21 protein-coding genes are annotated in these 21,751 nt (G+C 56.2%); 12 read left to right on the top strand and 9 right to left on the bottom strand.

What is annotated here, in order from left to right:
- Positions 1–4 precede the first annotated feature (4 nt).
- The 10 genes from kdsD to npr are packed head-to-tail and all read left to right on the top strand — an operon-like array spanning position 5 to position 6,897.
- A complete protein-coding gene (gene kdsD / locus AC22LX_RS13050; RefSeq protein ID WP_015369497.1) occupies positions 5–991 on the top strand; it encodes an arabinose-5-phosphate isomerase KdsD in 987 nt (328 codons plus the stop codon).
- Positions 992–1,005: 14 nt separating this feature from the next.
- Positions 1,006–1,572 (top strand): 3-deoxy-manno-octulosonate-8-phosphatase KdsC, encoded by a 567-nt coding sequence (gene kdsC, locus AC22LX_RS13055; RefSeq protein WP_015369496.1) that lies wholly within the window; start codon positions 1,006–1,008, stop codon positions 1,570–1,572.
- Positions 1,569–2,144: an LPS export ABC transporter periplasmic protein LptC gene (gene lptC, locus AC22LX_RS13060; protein WP_047044700.1), complete on the top strand. Its 576-nt coding sequence runs from the start codon at positions 1,569–1,571 to the stop codon at positions 2,142–2,144. The genes kdsC and lptC overlap by 4 nt, the downstream gene beginning before the upstream one ends.
- On the top strand, positions 2,113–2,658 hold the full coding sequence (gene lptA / locus AC22LX_RS13065; RefSeq protein WP_015369494.1) for a lipopolysaccharide ABC transporter substrate-binding protein LptA: 546 nt from the start codon (positions 2,113–2,115) through the stop codon (positions 2,656–2,658). The genes lptC and lptA overlap by 32 nt, the downstream gene beginning before the upstream one ends.
- A 6-nt stretch (positions 2,659–2,664) precedes the next feature.
- Positions 2,665–3,390 (top strand): LPS export ABC transporter ATP-binding protein, encoded by a 726-nt coding sequence (lptB, locus tag AC22LX_RS13070; RefSeq protein WP_004206203.1) that lies wholly within the window; start codon positions 2,665–2,667, stop codon positions 3,388–3,390.
- Positions 3,391–3,437: 47 nt separating this feature from the next.
- A complete protein-coding gene (gene rpoN / locus AC22LX_RS13075; RefSeq protein ID WP_047044697.1) occupies positions 3,438–4,871 on the top strand; it encodes an RNA polymerase factor sigma-54 in 1,434 nt (477 codons plus the stop codon).
- A 22-nt stretch (positions 4,872–4,893) separates the two neighbouring features.
- Complete coding sequence (gene hpf, locus AC22LX_RS13080) at positions 4,894–5,181, top strand: ribosome hibernation promoting factor (RefSeq protein WP_004125711.1); 288 nt, start codon at positions 4,894–4,896, stop codon at positions 5,179–5,181.
- A 58-nt stretch (positions 5,182–5,239) separates the two neighbouring features.
- On the top strand, positions 5,240–5,728 hold the full coding sequence (gene ptsN, locus AC22LX_RS13085; protein WP_015369492.1) for a PTS IIA-like nitrogen regulatory protein PtsN: 489 nt from the start codon (positions 5,240–5,242) through the stop codon (positions 5,726–5,728).
- A gap of 45 nt (positions 5,729–5,773) precedes the next feature.
- Entirely contained in the window at positions 5,774–6,628 is an 855-nt protein-coding gene (gene rapZ, locus AC22LX_RS13090) for an RNase adapter RapZ (protein WP_015369491.1), read from the top strand.
- On the top strand, positions 6,625–6,897 hold the full coding sequence (gene npr / locus AC22LX_RS13095; protein WP_002918431.1) for a PTS phosphocarrier protein NPr: 273 nt from the start codon (positions 6,625–6,627) through the stop codon (positions 6,895–6,897). Before rapZ ends, npr begins: the two co-directional genes overlap by 4 nt.
- A 22-nt stretch (positions 6,898–6,919) precedes the next feature.
- Here npr and mtgA read toward each other — a convergent pair whose 3' ends face one another.
- The 4 genes from mtgA to mnmL form a co-directional block, all read right to left on the bottom strand.
- Positions 6,920–7,645, bottom strand: a complete 726-nt coding sequence (mtgA, locus tag AC22LX_RS13100; RefSeq protein WP_045394973.1) for a monofunctional biosynthetic peptidoglycan transglycosylase — start codon at positions 7,643–7,645, stop codon at positions 6,920–6,922.
- Positions 7,642–8,295 carry an isoprenoid biosynthesis glyoxalase ElbB gene (gene elbB / locus AC22LX_RS13105; protein WP_045394975.1) on the bottom strand — a complete coding sequence of 218 codons (654 nt, stop codon included), beginning with the start codon at positions 8,293–8,295 and terminating at the stop codon, positions 7,642–7,644. Before elbB ends, mtgA begins: the two co-directional genes overlap by 4 nt.
- A 234-nt stretch (positions 8,296–8,529) precedes the next feature.
- Complete coding sequence (gene arcB / locus AC22LX_RS13110; RefSeq protein WP_045394977.1) at positions 8,530–10,866, bottom strand: aerobic respiration two-component sensor histidine kinase ArcB; 2,337 nt, start codon at positions 10,864–10,866, stop codon at positions 8,530–8,532.
- 107 nt (positions 10,867–10,973) lie between these two features.
- Positions 10,974–11,900, bottom strand: a complete 927-nt coding sequence (mnmL, locus tag AC22LX_RS13115) for a tRNA modification radical SAM protein MnmL/YtqA (RefSeq protein WP_063447632.1) — start codon at positions 11,898–11,900, stop codon at positions 10,974–10,976.
- 685 nt (positions 11,901–12,585) lie between these two features.
- Here mnmL and gltB point away from each other — a divergent pair.
- Positions 12,586–17,046 carry a glutamate synthase large subunit gene (gene gltB, locus AC22LX_RS13120; RefSeq protein ID WP_072056438.1) on the top strand — a complete coding sequence of 1,487 codons (4,461 nt, stop codon included), beginning with the start codon at positions 12,586–12,588 and terminating at the stop codon, positions 17,044–17,046.
- 9 nt (positions 17,047–17,055) lie between these two features.
- Positions 17,056–18,474 carry a glutamate synthase subunit GltD gene (gltD, locus tag AC22LX_RS13125; RefSeq protein WP_015369485.1) on the top strand — a complete coding sequence of 473 codons (1,419 nt, stop codon included), beginning with the start codon at positions 17,056–17,058 and terminating at the stop codon, positions 18,472–18,474.
- 62 nt (positions 18,475–18,536) lie between these two features.
- Here gltD and AC22LX_RS13130 read toward each other — a convergent pair whose 3' ends face one another.
- The 5 genes from AC22LX_RS13130 to rplM form a co-directional block, all read right to left on the bottom strand.
- Complete coding sequence (locus AC22LX_RS13130; RefSeq protein ID WP_063447633.1) at positions 18,537–19,232, bottom strand: N-acetylmannosamine-6-phosphate 2-epimerase; 696 nt, start codon at positions 19,230–19,232, stop codon at positions 18,537–18,539.
- 119 nt (positions 19,233–19,351) lie between these two features.
- Positions 19,352–19,849 carry a ClpXP protease specificity-enhancing factor gene (sspB, locus tag AC22LX_RS13135; protein WP_045394985.1) on the bottom strand — a complete coding sequence of 166 codons (498 nt, stop codon included), beginning with the start codon at positions 19,847–19,849 and terminating at the stop codon, positions 19,352–19,354.
- Between the two features lie 3 nt (positions 19,850–19,852).
- Positions 19,853–20,491 (bottom strand): stringent starvation protein SspA, encoded by a 639-nt coding sequence (sspA, locus tag AC22LX_RS13140; RefSeq protein WP_015369483.1) that lies wholly within the window; start codon positions 20,489–20,491, stop codon positions 19,853–19,855.
- Positions 20,492–20,800: 309 nt separating this feature from the next.
- Entirely contained in the window at positions 20,801–21,193 is a 393-nt protein-coding gene (rpsI, locus tag AC22LX_RS13145; protein WP_000829818.1) for a 30S ribosomal protein S9, read from the bottom strand.
- A gap of 15 nt (positions 21,194–21,208) precedes the next feature.
- The gene (rplM, locus tag AC22LX_RS13150) at positions 21,209–21,637 is read right to left on the bottom strand and encodes a 50S ribosomal protein L13 (RefSeq protein WP_002918559.1); all 429 of its coding nucleotides are present in this window, start codon (positions 21,635–21,637) and stop codon (positions 21,209–21,211) included.
- Between the last annotated feature and the right edge of the window lie 114 nt (positions 21,638–21,751).

Here is a 21,751-nt window from a genome sequence, read left to right on the forward strand (position 1 = left end):
CATCATGTCGCAAATAGATTTGCCAACGGATTTTGACTTTCAACAGGCAGGACGTCAGGTTCTGGAAATTGAACGTGAAGGTCTGGCCCAGCTCGATCAGTATATTAATGAAGATTTCACCCGCGCCTGTGAAACGATTTTCCGCTGCGGCGGTAAAGTCGTGGTGATGGGCATGGGCAAATCCGGTCATATCGGGCGCAAAATGGCGGCGACTTTCGCCAGTACCGGTACTTCGGCTTTTTTTGTCCATCCCGGTGAAGCGGCTCACGGCGATCTGGGGATGGTCACGCCGCAGGATGTGGTCATCGCGCTATCCAATTCCGGTGAATCTAATGAAATTCTGGCGTTGATTCCGGTGCTTAAACGCCAGCAGGTGCCGCTTATCTGCGTCACCAGCCGTCCGGACAGCAGCATGGCGCGCGCCGCCGATATTCATCTATGTGTGAAAGTGCCGAAAGAGGCCTGTCCGCTAGGACTGGCGCCGACCTCCAGCACCACCGCCGCGCTGGTGATGGGTGACGCCCTTGCCGTAGCGCTGCTCGAAGCCCGCGGCTTTACCGCCGAAGATTTCGCCTTGTCGCACCCCGGCGGCGCACTTGGTCGTAAGCTGCTGCTGCGGGTCAATGATATTATGCATACCGGCGATGAGATCCCTCACGTCGGCCTGCAGGCCACCCTGCGTGATGCGCTGCTGGAAATCACCCGTAAGAATTTAGGCATGACGGCCATCTGCGATGACGAGATGAATATCATCGGCATCTTCACCGATGGCGACCTGCGCCGCGTCTTTGATACCGGCGTCGATATGCGCAACGCCAGCATCGCTGAAGTCATGACCCCAGGCGGGATCCGCATTCGTCCGGGCATGCTGGCGGTAGATGCGCTCAACCTGATGCAGTCCCGCCATATCACCTGCGTGCTGGTTGCCGATGGCGACCGACTGCTAGGTGTGGTACATATGCACGATCTGCTGCGCGCTGGCGTAGTGTAAGTAAGGATAAAATAATGAATAATGCTGATGCCCAGGTCGACACCTGCTACGGGCCGGTAAGCCAGGAATTTATCGACCGGGCGGCGAAGATCCGTTTACTGATCCTCGACGTCGACGGCGTGCTTTCCGACGGCCTTATCTATATGGGCAACAACGGCGAAGAACTGAAAGCGTTTAACGTCCGCGATGGCTACGGGATCCGCTGCGCGCTGACTTCCGGTATTGAAGTCGCGATTATTACCGGGCGAAAAGCTAAACTGGTAGAAGACCGCTGCCAGACGCTGGGCATTACGCATCTGTATCAAGGTCAGTCCGATAAGCTATTGGCGTTTCGCGAATTATTAAGCAAACTGGCGGTTCGCCCCGATGAAGTCGCGTACATTGGCGACGATCTGATCGACTGGCCGGTAATGGCGGAGGTCGGTTTAAGCGTCGCCGTCGCCGATGCGCATCCGCTGCTGCTCCCGCGGGCGAACTATGTCACGCGAATTAACGGCGGACGCGGTGCGGTACGCGAAGTCTGCGATTTGTTACTATTGGCGCAGGGCAAGCTTGATGAGGCCAAAGGGCAATCAATATGAGTAAAACCAGACGTTGGGTTATCATCTTACTATCGCTGGTCGCGTTGATCCTGATCGGCCTGAACCTGGCGAGTACGGACGACACCGCGACCGTCGCGGTCAATCCTAACGATCCGACGTATAAAAGCGAGCATACCGATACCGTGGTGTACAGCCCGGAAGGCGCGCTGAGCTATCGTCTGATAGCCGAGCATGTCGAATACTTTTCCGAACAAGAAGTATCGTGGTTCACCAACCCGGTAATGACCACCTTTGATACCAACAAGGTTCCGGCCTGGTCAATCAGAGCGGATAAAGCCAAGTTAACCAACGACCGTATGCTGTATCTTTACGGCCACGTTGAGGTCGACGCGTTGAGCCCCGACTCTCAACTGCGCAAAATTACCACCGATAACGCGCAGGTGAACCTGGTGACCCAGGATGTAACCTCTGACGATATGGTGACGTTATACGGAACAACATTTAATTCCAGCGGCCTGAAAATGCGCGGGAACCTACGCAGCAAAAATGCCGAGCTGATTGAAAAGGTTAGAACCTCTTATGAAATTCAGAACAAACAAACTCAGCCTTAACATTGCGCTCGCAAGCGCGCTTCTGGCCGCCAGCCTGCCGGCTCTGGCAAAAACCGGCGATACCGATCAGCCGATTCACATCGAATCCGATCAGCAGTCGCTGGATATGCAGGGTAACGTCGTGACCTTCACCGGTAACGTGGTCGTTACCCAGGGGACCATTAAGATCAATGCCGACAAAGTCGTGGTTACCCGCCCTGGCGGTGAAAAAGGCAAAGAGGTGATCGACGGTTTCGGCAATCCGGCCACCTTCTATCAGATGCAGGACAACGGCAAACCGGTGAAAGGCCGCGCGTCGAAAATGCATTATGAACTGCAGAACGATTTCGTGGTGCTGACCGGTAACGCGCATCTGGAACAGCTGGATAGCAATATTCAGGGCGATAAAATCACCTATCTGGTGAAAGAGCAGAAAATGCAGGCCTTCAGCAACAAAGGCGGTCGCGTGACTACGGTACTGGTGCCTTCGCAGTTGCAGGACAAAAGCGGCGATCAGCAAAAGAAAGGTAAGTAATCCGTTATGGCAACATTAACTGCAAAAAACCTCGCCAAAGCCTACAAAGGCCGCCGCGTGGTGGAAGACGTCAGCCTGACCGTCAACTCCGGTGAAATCGTCGGTCTGCTGGGCCCGAACGGCGCCGGTAAGACCACCACCTTTTATATGGTGGTGGGCATTGTGCCGCGCGATGCCGGCAACATTATCATTGACGATGAAGATATCAGTCTGCTGCCGCTGCACGCGCGCGCGCGCCGCGGCATTGGTTACCTGCCGCAGGAAGCCTCTATCTTCCGCCGCCTGAGCGTCTACGATAACCTGATGGCGGTGCTGCAGATTCGCGACGATCTCAGCAGCGAGCAGCGTGAAGATCGCGCTAAAGAGCTGATGGAAGAATTCCACATCGAACACCTGCGCGATAGCCTGGGCCAGGCGCTCTCCGGCGGTGAACGCCGCCGCGTCGAAATCGCCCGCGCGCTGGCGGCGAACCCCAAATTCATCCTGCTGGATGAACCGTTCGCCGGGGTCGACCCCATCTCCGTTATCGATATTAAACGCATCATCGAACACCTGCGCGACAGCGGGCTTGGCGTACTCATTACTGACCATAACGTCAGGGAGACGCTGGCGGTCTGTGAACGAGCTTATATCGTAAGCCAGGGCCATCTCATCGCCCACGGCACCCCGCAGCAAATCCTTGAAGACGAGCAGGTTAAACGCGTGTACCTTGGGGAAGACTTCAGACTCTGATAGGGTAGAGGTTATAGACGTTTTAGCCGGAGATATTGACCCTGAACATGAAGCAAGGTTTGCAATTAAGGCTAAGCCAACAGCTTGCCATGACGCCCCAACTGCAGCAGGCCATCCGCTTGTTGCAGCTGTCCACGTTAGAACTCCAGCAAGAACTCCAGCAGGCGCTGGAGAGTAACCCGTTGCTTGAGCAAACCGATCTTCACGAAGAGGTTGAAACCACAGAAGCCGAGGACCGCGAGTCTCTGGATACCGTCGACGCGCTCGAACAAAAAGAGATGCCGGACGAGCTCCCGCTGGACGCCAGTTGGGATGAAATCTACACCGCCGGCACGCCGTCGGGTAATGGCGTCGACTACCAGGACGATGAACTGCCGATCTATCAGGGTGAAACCACCCAGAGCCTGCAGGATTATCTGATGTGGCAGGTTGAGCTCACGCCTTTCACCGATACCGACCGCGCGATTGCCACCTCCATCGTCGATGCCGTTGACGATACCGGCTACCTTACTATTCCCATTCAGGACATTGTCGATAGTATCGAAGATGATGAAATTGGCATTGAGGAAGTGGAAGCGGTACTCAAACGCGTGCAGCGTTTCGATCCGGTCGGCGTCGCCGCCAGGGATCTCCGTGACTGCCTGCTGATCCAGCTTTCACAATTTGCCAAAGAGACGCCGTGGCTGGAAGAGGCGCGGTTGATCATCAGCGAGCATCTTGATCTCCTGGCCAACCACGATTTCCGCAGCCTGATGCGCGTCACCCGCTTGAAAGAAGACGTTCTGAAAGAGGCGGTTTGCCTGATCCAGTCGCTGGATCCGCGGCCGGGGCAGTCCATACAAACCAGCGAGCCGGAGTACGTGATCCCGGATGTGCTGGTGCGCAAGGTTAGCGGCCGCTGGGTTGTCGAGCTCAATTCCGATAGCATTCCGCGGCTGAAGATTAATCAGCAATACGCGGCGATGGGCAATAATGCGCGCAACGACGCCGACAGCCAATTTATCCGCAGCAACCTGCAGGAAGCCCGCTGGCTGATTAAGAGCCTTGAGAGCCGTAACGATACCCTACTGCGCGTCAGCCGCTGCATCGTCGAACAGCAGCAGGCCTTCTTTGAGCAGGGCGAAGAATTTATGAAACCGATGGTGCTGGCGGATATCGCCCAGGCCGTCGAGATGCATGAATCAACAATTTCACGCGTTACCACGCAAAAATATCTGCACAGTCCACGAGGTATTTTTGAGTTGAAGTATTTCTTCTCCAGCCATGTCAATACCGAAGGCGGCGGCGAAGCCTCGTCTACCGCCATTCGCGCGCTGGTGAAGAAGTTAATCGCCGCGGAAAACCCCGCGAAGCCGTTGAGCGACAGCAAGCTCACCACCATGCTCTCCGATCAGGGTATTATGGTGGCACGGCGCACTGTTGCTAAGTACCGAGAGTCTTTATCCATTCCGCCGTCAAACCAGCGCAAACAACTGGTCTGACACAACCGATAAGGAAGACACTATGCAGCTCAACATTACAGGACACAACGTCGAGATCACTCCTGCTATGCGCGACTTCGTCACCACGAAGTTCAGCAAACTGGAGCAGTTTTTCGATAGGATCAACCAGGTCTATATTGTGTTAAAAGTAGAGAAGGTGACGCAAATCGCGGACGCCAATTTGCATGTCAACGGTGGCGAAATCCATGCCAGTGCGGAAGGGCAGGATATGTATGCCGCTATCGATGGTCTTATCGATAAGCTGGCAAGACAGTTAACAAAACATAAAGATAAACTGAAACAACACTAATTGTCCGGGCGATCGCCCTTATCCGCAGCCCGCGGATAAGGGCAGCTCAGGTGAAATTATGATGAACAACGATTCCGCTCTACAACTGAGCAATGTCCTTAACCAGGATTGTACCCGTAGCCAGGTTCACTGCCAGAGCAAGAAACGCGCGCTGGAAATCATCAGCGAACTGGCGGCGAAGCAGCTAGGTTTACCGCCGCAGGTGGTCTTTGAAGCGATCCTGACCCGTGAAAAAATGGGCAGTACCGGGATCGGCAACGGCATTGCGATCCCTCACGGCAAGCTTGAAGAGGATACCCTGCGCGCCGTTGGCGTCTTTGTGCAGTTGGAAACGCCGATCGCCTTCGATGCGATCGACAATCAGCCGGTCGATCTGCTGTTTGCGCTACTGGTGCCGGCCGATCAAACCAAAACCCACCTGCATACGCTCTCGCTGGTCGCCAAACGTCTGGCGGACAAAACCATCTGCCGTCGCCTGCGCGCTGCGGTGAGCGATGAAGAGTTGTATGAGATCATCACCGAAGCAGGAAGCAGCGATGACGCTTAACGTGAGTCGCGCCTTAACCTTTATCGTACTGAGGAGAAACGGTACATGGTACTGATGATCGTCAGCGGCCGCTCTGGCTCGGGGAAATCCGTCGCCCTGCGAGCGCTGGAAGATATGGGCTTCTACTGTGTGGATAACCTGCCGGTAGTGCTGTTGCCTGAGCTGGCGCGAACGCTGGCCGACCGCGATATCTCCGCGGCCGTCAGCATCGACGTGCGCAATATGCCGGAATCACCGGAAATCTTTGAACAAGCGATGCAGAACCTGCCGGAATCCTTCTCCCCGCAGCTGCTGTTCCTTGATGCCGACCGCAACACCCTGATCCGCCGCTACAGCGATACCCGTCGCTTGCATCCGCTCTCCAGCAAGAATTTGTCGCTCGAAAGCGCGATCGACGAAGAGAGCGATCTGCTCGAGCCGCTGCGCTCGCGCGCGGACCTGATCGTCGATACTTCCGAAATGTCGGTGCATGAACTGGCCGAGATGCTGCGTACCCGCCTGCTAGGTAAACGCGAACGTGAATTGACGATGGTCTTTGAATCATTCGGCTTCAAACACGGTATCCCTATCGATGCCGATTACGTTTTTGACGTCCGTTTCCTGCCGAATCCGCACTGGGATCCGAAGCTACGCCCCATGACCGGCCTCGATAAACCGGTTGCCGCCTTCCTCGATCGCCATACGGAAGTGCATAACTTTATTTATCAGACCCGAAGCTATCTGGAGCTTTGGTTGCCAATGCTGGAAACCAATAACCGCAGCTATCTGACGGTGGCCATTGGTTGTACCGGCGGTAAGCATCGCTCGGTCTATATTGCCGAACAGCTGGCTGACTACTTCCGCTCGCGCGGTAAGAACGTGCAGTCTCGTCACCGGACGCTGGAAAAACGTAAATCATGACCGTCAAGCAAACCGTTGAAATCACCAACAAGCTGGGCATGCACGCACGCCCGGCGATGAAGCTTTTCGAGCTAATGCAGAATTTCGATGCGGAAGTGTTGCTACGCAACGACGAAGGCACGGAGGCGGAAGCCAATAGCGTTATCGCCCTGCTGATGCTCGATTCCGCCAAAGGTCGTCAAATTGAGGTGGAGGCCAGCGGCCCGCAGGAAGTCGAAGCGCTGGCGGCGGTGATCGCGCTGTTCAATGCCGGGTTTGATGAAGACTAAGCATCTCCCGGCGGGATTGCGGTTAATGCAGCTTATTGGCCTGCATAAAGCCTTCGCCGCCTAACTGACGCATCTGGCGCAGGATCCATGCCTGTCGGCTGCGAACATAACCTGATGGCGCATCGGCGCGAAACCGAATCGGATTCGGTAATACCGCCGCCAGCAGCGCGGCCTCTGCAGGGGTTAAACGGCTGGCCGGCTTATGAAAATAGCGCTGGGCCGCCGCTTCAACACCGAAAATACCGTCGCCAAACTCGGCGATATTCAGATACACGGTGAGAATGCGTTTCTTGCTCCAGACCGTTTCGATCCCGACGGTCAGGCCCACTTCCAGCCCCTTGCGTAGCCAGCTACGGCCATCCCATAAAAACAGGTTTTTCGCCGTCTGCTGAGAGAGCGTCGACGCGCCGCGAATTCGATTTTCATTCCGTTCGTTGTGCGCCAGCGCTTTTTCGATTGCCGGCACGTCAAAACCCCAGTGGTCGGGGAATTTCTGATCTTCAGCGGCAATCACCGCCAGCCCCATCCAGGGGGAAATCTCGTCCATACCAACCCAATCAGAATGGGCGACATAATGAAAATCACCGGAGAACCAGGCGCTAACCTGGCGCTCGAGCATCACCGCTGAGAACGGCACCGGCAGAACGCTGAATACGGCGATACCGCCGCCCCAGAAAACCACGCAGATAAGCGCCAGGCGTAACAGCAGGCGCTTGATCATCGCCAGCGGCGCAACACGCTTACTCATTCAGCGAGAACCAGTACGCGATCGACCAGTTTCTCAATACCGCTGGCGGCCTCGGCAATATTCTGCGCCAGCATATAAGCAGGCGTGGTCACCACTTTGTTGTCTTCATCGACCACGATGTCGTCAACCGGGCACGGCACGTGCTCCGCGCCCATCTCTTCCAGCACCTCGGCAGTATCCGGATCGGTACCGATGGTTATCCGCAGCGGTGTCGGGAAAATCTTCGGCAACAGCGCCGGCGCGATACACATAAAGCCCAGCGGCTTACCCGCCTCGTGCATCGCCAGCGTTAACGCCTGCAGATCGCGGTCAACGACGCAGTCACTCCCCTGGGCGGCGAAATTACTCAGGTTTTTCGCCGCGCCAAAGCCGCCTGGCACAATCAGCGCATCCAGATCGTCCACACGGGCGCTGGCCAAAGGCTGAATAGCGCCGCGCGCAAGACGCGCCGCTTCAATCAGCACGTTGCGGCTTTCCGCCATCGTTTCGCCGGTCAGATGATTGATCACGTCGGTTTGCGCCTTATCCGGCGCAAAGCAGACGGCCTGCGCGCCGCGACGCGCAATGGCCAACAGGGTAATGACCGCTTCATGGATTTCTGCGCCGTCGTAAACGCCACAGCCGCTTAGTACCACGCCAATCTTCTTCATCTTGCTAACCCCTTAGCGCAACTCTATGAAACAAGTAAATAATTTTGATTTACTCGCTATGCTTCACATATTTTACCGATTCACGTAACAAATTATTTATGGTTTGCTATCTTAATGAACGAGCAAGCCAAATCCTCAGGTTGCGCCGTGTAAAAAAATCACTCGAACAATCCTGGCTCAACAACCAGTTCCCTGGTGTTGGCGCAGTATTCGCGCACCCCGGTTTATCCGGGGTCATTTTTTATCCGCCGCCGCAATCCAGGCCTTCAGTATCGCAACATCGTTTTGCCACTCGGATTTCATCTCTTCCACCCACTCGCCGACGTTGTCTTCCCACGCGGGTAAATCTGGCGTTTGGATCTGCTGTCCCAACTGCTGGATATGGCGCAGGCCTATCGAACCCGCCGCGCCCTTAATTTTATGGCCCTCATCGACGATACCTTTCTGGTCGCGCGCGGTGAGATTCGATTCCAGCACGGACATGTAGCCTGGCATCATCTTCTCAAACACCGCCAGCCCGTCGGTAATCAGCTTCGGTCCCACCAGCTCGATATATTGCTCCAGCATATCGGTGTCCAGTACCGATGCCGATTTCGCGACATCCACCGCAGGCGGTTCATGGCCGTCGTCTTCCGGCGCATCCCAGAATTTCTTGATGATCGCGGTTAACGCCGGTACCGACAGCGGCTTACTCAATACATCATCCATGCCGGCATCAAGGTACTCTTTTTTGTCCTTCAGCACGTTAGCGGTCAGCGCCACCAGCGGCGGTAGCTCATCGGCGGCATAGCGCTGTTTTAGCTGCCGCGAGATATCGAGGCCGGTCATGTCCGGTAGCTGAATATCCAGCAACACCAGGTCGTATTCGCCGGGTTCGAACATCTCCAGCGCGGCTTTACCGGTCATCGCCACGTCCACGCTGTTGCCCAGTTTTTCCAGCACCGAACGGGCGACAATCACGTTCAGTTCGATATCTTCCACCAGCAGCACGTTCAGCGCCGGCAACGGCATATCGTCTTCGGCCAGCGTATCTTCGACTTCATCAGCCACCGCCTGCGCGTGTACGGTCAGGGTAAACGTCGCCCCCTGCCCCGGCTGGCTGGTCACGCTGATATCGCCGCCCATATTGCGCGCCAGACGGCGCGACACCGCCAGACCAATGCCGGTACCGGTTGCCGGTTTACCGCCATGGCTATCTTTCACCTGATAATACATGGCGAAAATTTTGTCCTGCTCCGCCTGCGGGATACCGATACCGGAGTCCTCGACTTCGAAGTGCAGCATATCGCCTTCATCATAGCGGACGCGCACGGTGACATTGCCCTGCTGGGTAAACTTCACCGCATTGCTGATCAGGTTCCACAGGATCTGCCGCAGGCGCGTACCATCGGTTACCACCTTGTGCGGCAGCGGCTGGGTTGGCTCCATCACAAAGCGCAACCCTTTCTGCTGCGCCTGCAGGCCCGAGAGGTTCTCCAGATCGGCAAGGAAGCTGGTGAAGTCCACCTCCTGATTATCGAGCTGCACTTTGCGCCGCTCCATTTTATCCATGTCGATAATATCGTTGAAGATATTCCCCAGCGTCACCGCTGAAACATGGATAGTTTTCAGATATTTTTCCTGCTCGTTGGTCAATTCAGTATCCAGCAGGATGCGGCTGAGCCCAACGATGCCGTTGAGCGGCGTACGCAGCTCGTGGCTGATGGTTGAGATAAAGGTGGTCTTGTCCCGGCTGGCGCGCTCCAGCGCGTCCTGATAGCGCTTACGCTCGGTAATATCGCGGCCAAAGCCCATCAGGCCACGGCGCTTGCCCACGCGGTCATAGTAGGGGACCTTGCGGATCTCAAAGCAGGCTTTACGCCCATCGGGATAATCGAGCCATTGTTCGTAGGTCAGCGAGACATTATGGCGGAAGACTTTCTCATCGGTCTCCAGCACTTTCACCGCGGCTTCTTCGCTATAGACATCCTGCGGCTTGAGGTGAATCAGCTGCTTTTCGCTTTTACCGGTCAACAGCTCCATCGCCCGGTTACAGCCGGAGAACTCTTTATCCTCGTTACGATAGAAAACCAGATCCGGTGAGGCATCAAGAAAAGAGCGCAGGAAAGAGGATTGTTGTTCCAGCTGAATTTGCGTCTCTTCGCGCTCTTTCATCTCTATTTTCAGCTGTTCCAGCGTGGTTTCGCGTTCCGCTTCCGCTTTCTCACGCTCGCCAATTTCCTGGTTCAACTGGGCGATATTGTCCTTGAGCTGCACGTTAAGCTTAAGGTCGCGCTCGCGCATCTCTTCCAGCTTTTCCACCAGCCGCGAGAGCCGCTGCCGCGACTCTTCCAGCTGTTCGACCACCACCGACAGAAAATAGACCGCCCAGGGGGTAATCAGCAGCCCGAAGAAGATAGAACGGATGACATCAATACTCTCCACCTGCCCATGCAGCACCATCGTGACGGCCATCTGCACCACGATAGCCAGCACCACCAGCGCCAGAGCTAACAGCATTGAAAAGCGCACCAGACCTAACTTCATCATCAGATCGACATAGTACTGCGCCAGCATACGAATTTGCTTCATGAGGGATTCCTTATCGCCAACTCCGCACAATAATACCCAATTCTGAACATTACGCTGTAAGTTGTGCAAAAAATGCGGCGGTAATCAGCCGTTAAGGAAGTGGAGCATCAGGCGGGCAGGATCCACGGTGTCCCCAATGCCGACCCCTGAACGCCATGGGCATTAAGGTATTTGTCCAGCTCGACCATGCCGGTCCAGCGGTTTTCGCACCACAGCGGCGCCAGCAGCGTTGGGCGACGGGCGCTGGCCGAGATACGGTGATAAATCACCTCCGGCGGGGTATGGCGAATCATCTCACCGGCGGTGACCGTATAGTCATCCAGCGCAATACCGTTCAGGCGCCCCGCCTGCCAGGCTTTCGCCATGATGCTGCCGGTCACGATGTGCAGCGGGTGCAGCTTGATGCCATCGACGCCGGTGTCAACTACCCGTTGCAGGGTGTGCAGGCACTGCTGCTGGGTTTCGCCCGGCAGGCCGACGATAAGATGCGCACAGACCTTTAATCCGCGCTCGCGCGCCAGTCGGGTGGTGCGCTGGTAGCAGGCAAAGTCATGGCCGCGATTGATACGATGCAGCGTTTTATCATGCGCAGTCTGCAATCCCAGCTCCAGCCAGATTTCATAGCCCTGCTCCCGATATTCGCTGAGCAGGTCCAGCACCGCATCGGGAACGCAGTCGGGGCGAGTGCCGACGCACAGCCCCACGATATTCGCCTGGCTCACCGCCTGCTGATACATCGAACGCAGGAGCTGAACTTCGGCAAAGGTGCTGGTGTAGGCCTGGAAATAAGCAAGATAGCGTTTCGCGCGGTTGACCAGCTGCGCCTGGTGCGCCAGCTGATCGGCAATTGAGCGGTACTGCTGGGCCTCGTCGGCGAAGGAGGCGACATTACAAAATGTGCAGCCGCCGCGGCCAATTGTGCCATCACGATTCGGGCAGCTAAATCCACCATGCAGCGTCAGTTTATGTACCTTTTCACCGTAGCGGCGCGTAAGATCCCCACCAAACATGTTGACTAATTTTTGTAACTGCATAATCTGATAGACCGGCCTCAAGAAAGGGGCCAAGCCTGCCATTTTTAGCCTCCGACGGCGATGACCTGGATCAATCGTCAGCGCGGCCGCTTAGCTCATTGCATATTCAATCAAAATAAACGCTGTTTCATTCACAGCTGCAGTAATAACATTTCCTTATACTTCAATGCTGAGTTTCAATTATCTTTGTCACAGCAAAAAATAGTTTTATTTCCTGCCATTAAGAACAGCAGCAGTCAAATACTCTGCTATAAAAATACAATTCAGCACAGAAAGGTAATCTTAGGCTGCGGATATAGTGAGACAGATCACACTAGATTACGCATCCCTGAGAGTTTACATGCCTTTAAAAAAACAATAATACTCTTTAAAATCATAAAATTAACCACCTCTTAGCACACTTTTGTATAAATAAGATTGCCATTTGACGTAAGTGTGGATTCTCGATAAGTTGGGAATCCGCTGGAAGCTTTCTGGATGAGCGCTCTGCTCATCATATTTATGCAGTAATTGAGATTCCCTCTTAATAGCAAGTCCTCAAACTTGTGTACCGATGCGAAAAGGATTTAAAGAGGGCGAATGCGAGGTAGGCAAAGATGCCCTTACCCCGTCGCCATGCTCTTGCTGTGCCTTGCGCGCAATCGATTAAGAGGGCATCCCGTAGAGCCTGGGGAGGTTCACTGATATGTTGTACGACAAATCCCTTGAGCGGGATAACTGTGGTTTCGGCCTGATCGCCCACATAGAAGGCGAACCTAGCCACAAGGTAGTGCGCACCGCTATACACGCACTGGCCCGAATGCAGCACCGCGGCGCGATCCTTGCCGATGGTAAAACCGGCGACGGTTGCGGCCTGCTGTTACAAAAACCCGATCGTTTCTTCCGGATTGTGGCGGAAGAGCGCGGCTGGCGCTTAGCCAAAAACTACGCCGTCGGGATGCTGTTCCTGAATAAAGACCCCGAGCTGGCAAGCGCTGCGCGCCGTATCGTTGAAGAAGAGCTGCAACGCGAAACATTGTCTATCGTTGGCTGGCGCGATGTGCCGACTAACGAAGGCGTGCTCGGTGAAATCGCCCTCTCCTCGCTGCCTCGTATTGAACAAATTTTTGTTAACGCTCCGGCAGGCTGGCGCCCGCGCGATATGGAACGCCGTCTGTTCATCGCGCGCCGTCGCATTGAAAAGCGCCTGCAGGACGACAAAGATTTCTACGTTTGTAGCCTGTCAAACCTGGTCAATATCTATAAAGGTCTGTGTATGCCGGCGGATTTGCCGCGCTTCTACCTGGACCTCGCGGACCTGCGCCTGGAATCCGCTATCTGTCTGTTCCACCAGCGCTTCTCCACCAACACCGTGCCACGCTGGCCGCTGGCGCAGCCGTTCCGCTATCTGGCGCACAACGGTGAAATCAATACCATCACCGGTAACCGCCAGTGGGCCCGCGCCCGTACCTATAAATTCCAGACCCCGCTGATCCCCGATCTGCATGACGCCGCGCCGTTCGTCAATGAAACCGGCTCTGACTCAAGCTCGATGGATAATATGCTGGAACTGCTGCTGGCAGGCGGGATGGATATCGTCCGCGCGATGCGCCTGCTGGTACCGCCGGCCTGGCAGAATAACCCGGATATGGATCCGGAGCTGCGCGCGTTCTTCGACTTTAACTCCATGCATATGGAGCCGTGGGACGGCCCGGCGGGCATCGTCATGTCCGACGGTCGCTACGCCGCCTGTAACCTCGACCGTAACGGTCTGCGTCCGGCGCGCTACGTCATTACCAAAGATAAACTCATCACCTGCGCGTCTGAAGTCGGCATCTGGGACTATCAGCCGGATGAGGTGATGGAAAAAGGCCGCGTTGGGCCTGGCGAGCTGATGGTCATCGATACCCGCAGCGGGCGCATTCTGCACTCGGCGGAAACCGATAACGATCTGAAAAGCCGCCATCCGTATAAAGAGTGGATGGAGAAAAACGTCCGCCGTCTGGTGCCGTTCGAAGACCTGCCGGAAGAAGAAGTCGGCAGCCGTCAGTTGGATGACGACACGCTCGCCAGCTACCAGAAACAGTTTAACTACAGCGCCGAAGAGCTGGACTCCGTCCTGCGCGTCCTTGGGGAAAACGGCCAGGAAGCGGTCGGTTCGATGGGCGATGATACCCCATTCGCCGTGCTCTCCAGCCAGCCGCGTATCATTTACGATTATTTCCGCCAGCAGTTCGCCCAGGTGACAAACCCGCCTATCGATCCGCTGCGTGAAGCGCACGTGATGTCGCTGGCTACCAGTATTGGTCGCGAAATGAACGTCTTCTGCGAAGCGGAAGGCCAGGCGCACCGCCTGAGCTTTAAATCGCCGATCCTGCTGTACTCCGACTTTAAACAGCTGACCACCATGGAGGAGGAGCACTATCGCGCCGACACCCTGGACATTACCTTTGATGCCAACGAAACCACGCTGGCCGAGACGGTAAAAGCGCTGTGCGATAAAGCGGAACAGATGGTGCGTAACGGTACCGTATTGCTGGTACTGTCTGACCGCAACATCGCGAAAGATCGTCTGCCGGTGCCGGCGCCGATGGCCGTTGGCGCTATCCAGACGCGCCTCGTCGAAAAGAGCCTGCGCTGCGACGCTAACATCATCGTCGAAACCGCCAGCGCCCGCGATCCGCACCACTTCGCGGTGCTGCTGGGCTTTGGCGCGACGGCTATCTATCCTTATCTGGCTTACGAAACCCTGGCGAAGCTGGTGGATAGCAAAGCTATCGATAAAGAATACCGTGCGGTGATGCTGAACTACCGTAACGGCATCAACAAAGGCCTGTACAAAATCATGTCGAAGATGGGGATCTCGACCATCGCCTCCTACCGCTGCTCGAAGCTGTTCGAAGCGGTCGGCCTGCATCGCGACGTGGCCGACCTCTGCTTCCAGGGCGTAGTGAGCCGCATCGGCGGTGCCGGTTTCGACGACTTCCAGCAGGACCTGCTGAATCTGTCGAAGCGCGCATGGCTGGCGCGTAAACCGCTGGCTCAGGGCGGCTTGCTGAAATACGTCCACGGCGGCGAATATCACGCCTACAACCCGGACGTCGTTCGCACCCTGCAGCAGGCGGTTCAGAGCGGCGAATACCGTGATTATCAGGAATACGCGAAGCTGGTTAATGAACGCCCGGCGGCCACGCTGCGCGATCTGCTGGCGCTCAACCCAGGCGATGAAGCCGTAAGCATCAATGAGGTGGAATCAGCGAAAGAGCTGTTTAAACGCTTCGATACCGCGGCCATGTCGATCGGCGCACTGAGCCCGGAAGCGCACGAATCACTGGCGGAAGCGATGAACAGCATCGGCGGCTTCTCCAACTCCGGTGAAGGCGGCGAAGACCCGGCACGCTATGGCACCAACAAAGTCTCGCGTATTAAGCAGGTGGCTTCCGGTCGTTTCGGCGTTACTCCAGCCTACCTGGTGAATGCCGACGTGATCCAGATTAAAGTCGCCCAGGGCGCGAAACCCGGTGAAGGCGGACAGTTGCCGGGTGACAAAGTGACGCCTTATATCGCCAAACTGCGTTATTCGGTACCGGGCGTGACGCTGATCTCCCCGCCGCCGCACCACGATATTTACTCTATCGAGGATCTGGCGCAGCTGATTTTCGACCTCAAGCAGGTCAATCCGAAGGCGATGATTTCCGTCAAACTGGTTTCCGAACCGGGTGTCGGCACCATCGCCACCGGCGTGGCGAAAGCCTACGCAGACCTTATCACTATCGCCGGTTACGATGGCGGTACCGGGGCGAGCCCGCTCTCATCGGTGAAATATGCCGGCTGTCCGTGGGAACTTGGCCTGGTGGAAACCCAGCAGGCGCTGGTCGCCAACGGCCTGCGTCATAAAATTCGCCTGCAGGTAGACGGCGGCCTGAAAACCGGCCTCGATATCATCAAAGCGGCGATCCTTGGCGCGGAAAGCTTCGGCTTCGGCACCGGCCCGATGGTCGCGCTGGGCTGTAAATACCTGCGTATCTGTCACCTGAACAACTGCGCCACCGGCGTAGCGACCCAGGACGACAAACTGCGTAAGAACCACTACCACGGCCTGCCGTTCAAAGTGACCAACTACTTTGAATTCATTGCCCGCGAAACCCGCGAGCTGATGGCGCAGCTGGGCGTGAAGCGTCTGGTGGACCTGATCGGCCGTACCGACCTGCTGAAAGAACTGGAAGGCTTTACGGCGAAACAGCAGAAACTGGAGCTCGGCAAACTGCTGGAAACCGCTGAGCCGCTGCCGGGCAAGGCGCTGTACTGCACCGAGAGCAACCCGCCGTTCGATAACGGCGTGCTCAACGCGCAGCTGCTGCAGCAGGCGAAGCCGTATGTGGATAACAAACAGAGCAAAACGTTCTGGTTCGATATTCGTAACACCGACCGTTCCGTTGGGGCGTCATTGTCCGGCTATATCGCCCAGACTCATGGCGACCAGGGGCTGGCCGCCGACCCGATTACCGCCCACTTTAGCGGTACCGCGGGCCAGAGCTTCGGCGTCTGGAACGCCGGCGGCGTTGAGCTGCACCTGACCGGCGACGCCAACGACTACGTGGGTAAAGGGATGGCGGGCGGTCTGCTGTCGATTCGTCCTCCGGTCGGCTCCGCCTTCCGCAGCCATGAAGCAAGCATCATTGGCAACACCTGTCTGTATGGCGCGACCGGCGGTCGTCTGTACGCGGCAGGACGCGCGGGCGAACGCTTTGCGGTACGTAACTCCGGCGCCATCACCGTGGTGGAAGGCATCGGCGACAACGGCTGTGAATACATGACCGGCGGTATCGTCTGTATCCTGGGTAAAACCGGCGTGAACTTCGGCGCAGGTATGACCGGCGGCTTTGCTTACGTCCTGGATGAAGATGGCGACTTCCGTAAACGCGTTAACCCTGAACTGGTGGAAGTTCTGGACGTGGACACGCTGGCTATCCATGAGGAACACCTGCGCGGCTTAATTACCGAACACGTCCAGCTTACCGGTTCGCAGCGCGGCGAAGAGATCCTCGCCAACTGGCCGGCCTTCGCGGCGAAGTTTGCGCTGGTTAAACCGAAGTCCAGCGATGTTAAAGCACTGTTGGGTCACCGTAGTCGTTCCGCAGCTGAGCTGCGGGTGCAGGCGCAGTAAGGGGTTAAGATGAGTCAGAACGTATACCAATTTATCGACCTGCAGCGTGTTGATCCGCCAAAGAAACCGCTGAAGATCCGTAAAATTGAGTTTGTAGAAATTTACGAGCCGTTTTCAGAAGGCCAGGCCAAGGCGCAGGCGGATCGCTGCCTCTCCTGCGGCAACCCTTACTGCGAATGGAAATGTCCGGTGCACAACTACATCCCGAACTGGCTGAAGCTGGCCAACGAGGGGCGTATTTTTGAAGCGGCGGAGCTGTCGCATCAGACCAACACCCTGCCGGAAGTCTGCGGACGTGTCTGCCCGCAGGACCGCCTGTGCGAAGGTTCCTGCACCCTGAACGATGAGTTCGGCGCGGTGACCATCGGCAACATTGAACGCTATATCAACGATAAAGCGTTTGAGATGGGCTGGCGCCCGGACTTGTCCGGCGTGAAGCAAACCGGTAAAACTGTCGCCATCATCGGCGCCGGTCCGGCAGGGCTGGCCTGCGCCGATGTGCTGACCCGCAACGGCGTGAAGGCGATCGTCTTCGATCGTCATCCGGAAATCGGCGGCCTGCTGACCTTCGGCATCCCGGCGTTCAAGCTGGAAAAAGAGGTGATGACCCGCCGCCGTGAGATCTTCACCGGCATGGGGATTGAGTTCCGGCTCAATACCGAAGTGGGTCGTGACGTCCAGCTCGACGATCTGCTGAAAGAGTACGATGCGGTATTTCTGGGCGTGGGCACCTACCAGTCCATGCGCGGCGGGCTGGAAAACGAAGATGCCAACGGCGTGTATGACGCTCTGCCGTTCCTTATCGCCAACACCAAACAGATCATGGGCTTTGGCGAAACGGCACACGAACCTTTCGTCAGTATGGAAGGCAAACGCGTGGTGGTTCTCGGCGGCGGCGACACCGCGATGGACTGCGTGCGGACCTCGGTTCGTCAGGGGGCGGCGCACGTTATTTGCGCCTATCGCCGTGACGAAGAAAACATGCCGGGCTCCAAACGCGAAGTGAAAAACGCGCGTGAAGAGGGTGTCGAATTCCAGTTCAACGTCCAGCCGCTGGGCGTGGAAGTGAATGCCAACGGCAAAGTGTGCGGCGTGAAAATGGCGCGCACCGAAATGGGCCAGCCGGATGCGAAAGGCCGCCGTCGCGCGGAAATCGTCGCCGGTTCCGAGCACGTGGTGCCGGCAGACGCGGTGGTGATGGCGTTTGGTTTCCGTCCGCACAGCATGGAATGGCTGGCGAAGCATAGCGTCGAGCTGGACTCTCAGGGCCGCATCATCGCCCCGGAAGGCAGCGACAACGCGTTCCAGACCAGCAACCCGAAAATCTTTGCCGGCGGCGATATCGTTCGCGGTTCGGACCTGGTGGTAACGGCGATTGCCGAAGGCCGCAAAGCGGCAGACGGTATCCTCAACTATCTTGAAGTCTGATTAGATTCTGAGTCGCAACCCATAAAAGCCCGATGGTTAACGCCACCGGGCTTTTTTATGCTTCATCGATTAGAAACGGCTTTTTTCAACGCCGTATTATACCAGCCACAGATATGCTCTAAGCGGGTTATCGCTGACCCGACGGTGACGGCCCACGCGCCGTGGCGCATCGCCTCAGCCGCCTGCGCTGGCGTATTATACCGTCCCTCGGCGATTACCCTGCAGCCCGCGGCGCTGAGGCTTTTCACCAGCGCCAGGTCGGGCTCATCCGGCGTCTCTTCTGCGGTATAGCCTGAAAGAGTGGTGCCGACGATTTCTGCGCCCAGCTGCCAGCACTGCAGGGCATCGGCCTGAGACGAACAATCCGCCATCGCCACTTTTCCCTGATGATGAATTTCCGCCAATAGCCCCGATACCGGTACCGGACGCTGACGCGGCGTACCGTCAATGGCAATAATATCCGCCCCGCCCTGCGCCAGCGCGACGATATCCTCCACCCACGGGGTGATACGCACCGGGCTTTCATGCAGATCGCGCTTTATCAGGCCGATAATGGGCACCGTCACTAGCGGACGAACGGCCTGCAGGTTGTTCAGACCTTCAATACGCAGCGCCACGGCCCCCGCCTGCTCTGCCGCCAGCGCCATCGCGGCGACAATCTGCGGGTTATCAAGCGGGCTGCCGGGTACCGGCTGGCAGGAGACAATTAATCCGCCATGCTGGCGTATGCGCGAATTTAGTTGGGCAAATAAAGACATTCCTGCTCCCCGAACGGATACGTGTAGCGTTAACAGTACCAGTGGCGAGACGCGTGATGTGTGGCGGGGTTAACAAAGCAGGCAGGCAAAAAAACAGGCCCCGGAGGGCCTGTCAGGCATTACTTCACAACGCGCAGCGCCGGACGACCACCGCGCGGCGGCGGTGGCGTGTCGTCAGGATCGTCATCGTGATTATCCGGCTTATCGCCATCAATCACCGACATCACCGTTTCGTTTTCGCTCTCAGGCGCGACGTCATCATCGTTGAGGCTGCTGACATCTTCGTCATAGGCCGCTTCAGGTTCAAACATCGTTCCTGCGCCGTTCTCACGGGCATAGATAGCGAGTACCGCAGCCAGCGGCACGGAAACGTTGCGCGGTACGCCGCCGAAGCGGGCGTTAAAGCGCACTTCGTCATTCGCCAGTTCCAGATTGCCCACCGCACGCGGCGCAATGTTCAGAACGATTTGGCCGTCGCGAGCGTACTCCATCGGCACGAGAACGCCTGGCAGCGTCACATCGACGACCAGGTGCGGAGTCAGCTGGTTATCCAGCAGCCACTCATAGAACGCCCGCAGCAGGTACGGGCGACGCGGCGTCAGCTGTGATACATCCATTATTTAGCCCCGGCCGAGGCGCATTTCACGCTCGGCTTCAGTTAAAGAAGCGAGGAAAGAATCACGTTCGAAGACGCGAGTCATATAGCCCTTAAGCTCTTTCGCGCCAGCACCCACCAGTTCTACGCCGAGAACCGGCAAACGCCACAGCAGCGGAGCCAGGTAGCAATCGACCAGGCTGAACTCATCGCTCAGGAAGTAAGGCTTCTGAGTAAAGACCGGCGCAATCGCCTGCAGTTCTTCACGCAGCTGCTTACGAGCGGCATCAGCCTGGGCCGCGGTACCGGTCTGGATGGTATTCATCAGCGAATACCAGTCTTTCTCGATACGTTGCATGTACAGACGGCTTTCACCACGCGCCACCGGGTAAACCGGCATTAGCGGCGGATGCGGGAAACGCTCATCCAGGTATTCCATAATGATGCGGGATTCCCACAGAGTGAGCTCACGATCCACCAGCGTCGGGACGCTTTGATTCGGGTTGAGGTCAATCAGATCCTGAGGCGGGTTATCCTTCTCCACGTGCTCTATCTCAAAACTGACACCTTTTTCGGCCAGCACGATGCGGACCTGATGGCTATAGATGTCAGTAGGACCAGAAAACAGCGTCATTACCGAACGTTTGTTGGCAGCGACAGCCATGAAAACCTCCAGGTATATTCAGAATTTTTACTGCTGCCGACCACGCATGGCCAGCCAGATGTATAAACCCCATTCGCACGGCGACGATATGTTCATTGATTAACTAAAAAATGAACAACCACCAGCATTTGGGCAGAAAATTGGATGATAGTTTACCAGATTTTGCGGACGTTGTGGTGAGGGTATTCTGGAAATGCTGAAAAAGTGGTAAGAACAGGCCATTTCTTTGTGGATAACAGCCGTTTTATCCATAAAAAAACCCGCCGGAGCGGGTTTTTTCGCAAATTGTTCTGCGTGAGCAGAAAACAATTAACGTTTGGAGAACTGCGGACGACGACGTGCTTTACGCAGACCGACTTTCTTACGTTCAACCTGACGAGCGTCACGAGTAACGAAGCCAGCTTTACGCAGTTCAGAACGCAGGGACTCGTCGTACTCCATCAGAGCGCGGGTGATACCGTGACGGATCGCACCAGCCTGACCAGAGATACCACCACCTTTAACAGTGATGTACAGATCCAGTTTCTCAACCATGTCGACCAGTTCCAGCGGCTGACGAACTACCATGCGGGCAGTTTCACGACCGAAGTACTGTTCCAGCGAACGCTGGTTGATTACGATTTTGCCGTTGCCCGGTTTGATGAAAACGCGAGCTGCGGAACTTTTGCGGCGACCAGTGCCGTAGTATTGATTTTCAGCCATTGCCTATAATCCCGATTAGATGTCAAGAACTTGCGGTTGCTGTGCCGCGTGGTTGTGCTCGTTACCAGCGTAAACTTTCAGTTTACGGTACATAGCACGACCCAGCGGGCCTTTTGGCAGCATGCCTTTAACCGCGATTTCAATCACACGCTCAGGACGGCGGGCAATCATCTCTTCAAAGGTCGCTTCTTTGATACCACCGATGTGGCCGGTGTGGTGGTAGTACATTTTGTCTTCGCGCTTGTTGCCGGTTACAGCAACTTTTTCTGCGTTCAGAACGATGATGTAATCACCAGTATCAACGTGCGGAGTGTATTCCGCTTTGTGCTTACCGCGCAGGCGACGAGCCAGTTCAGTAGCCAGACGGCCCAGAGTTTTACCGGTCGCGTCAACAACATACCAGTCGCGTTTTACGGTTTCTGGTTTAGCTGTAAAAGTTTTCATTAAAAGCTTACCCAAATAAATAAGTTACACGTTGGTGAACACCCAAACGTTTAGTCAGTTGAGGTTCACACGACAAAGTCCGGCAAACCTACCCCTTCGAATAGCCTATGCCAG

This window comes from Klebsiella sp. PK01 (assembly GCF_057624675.1).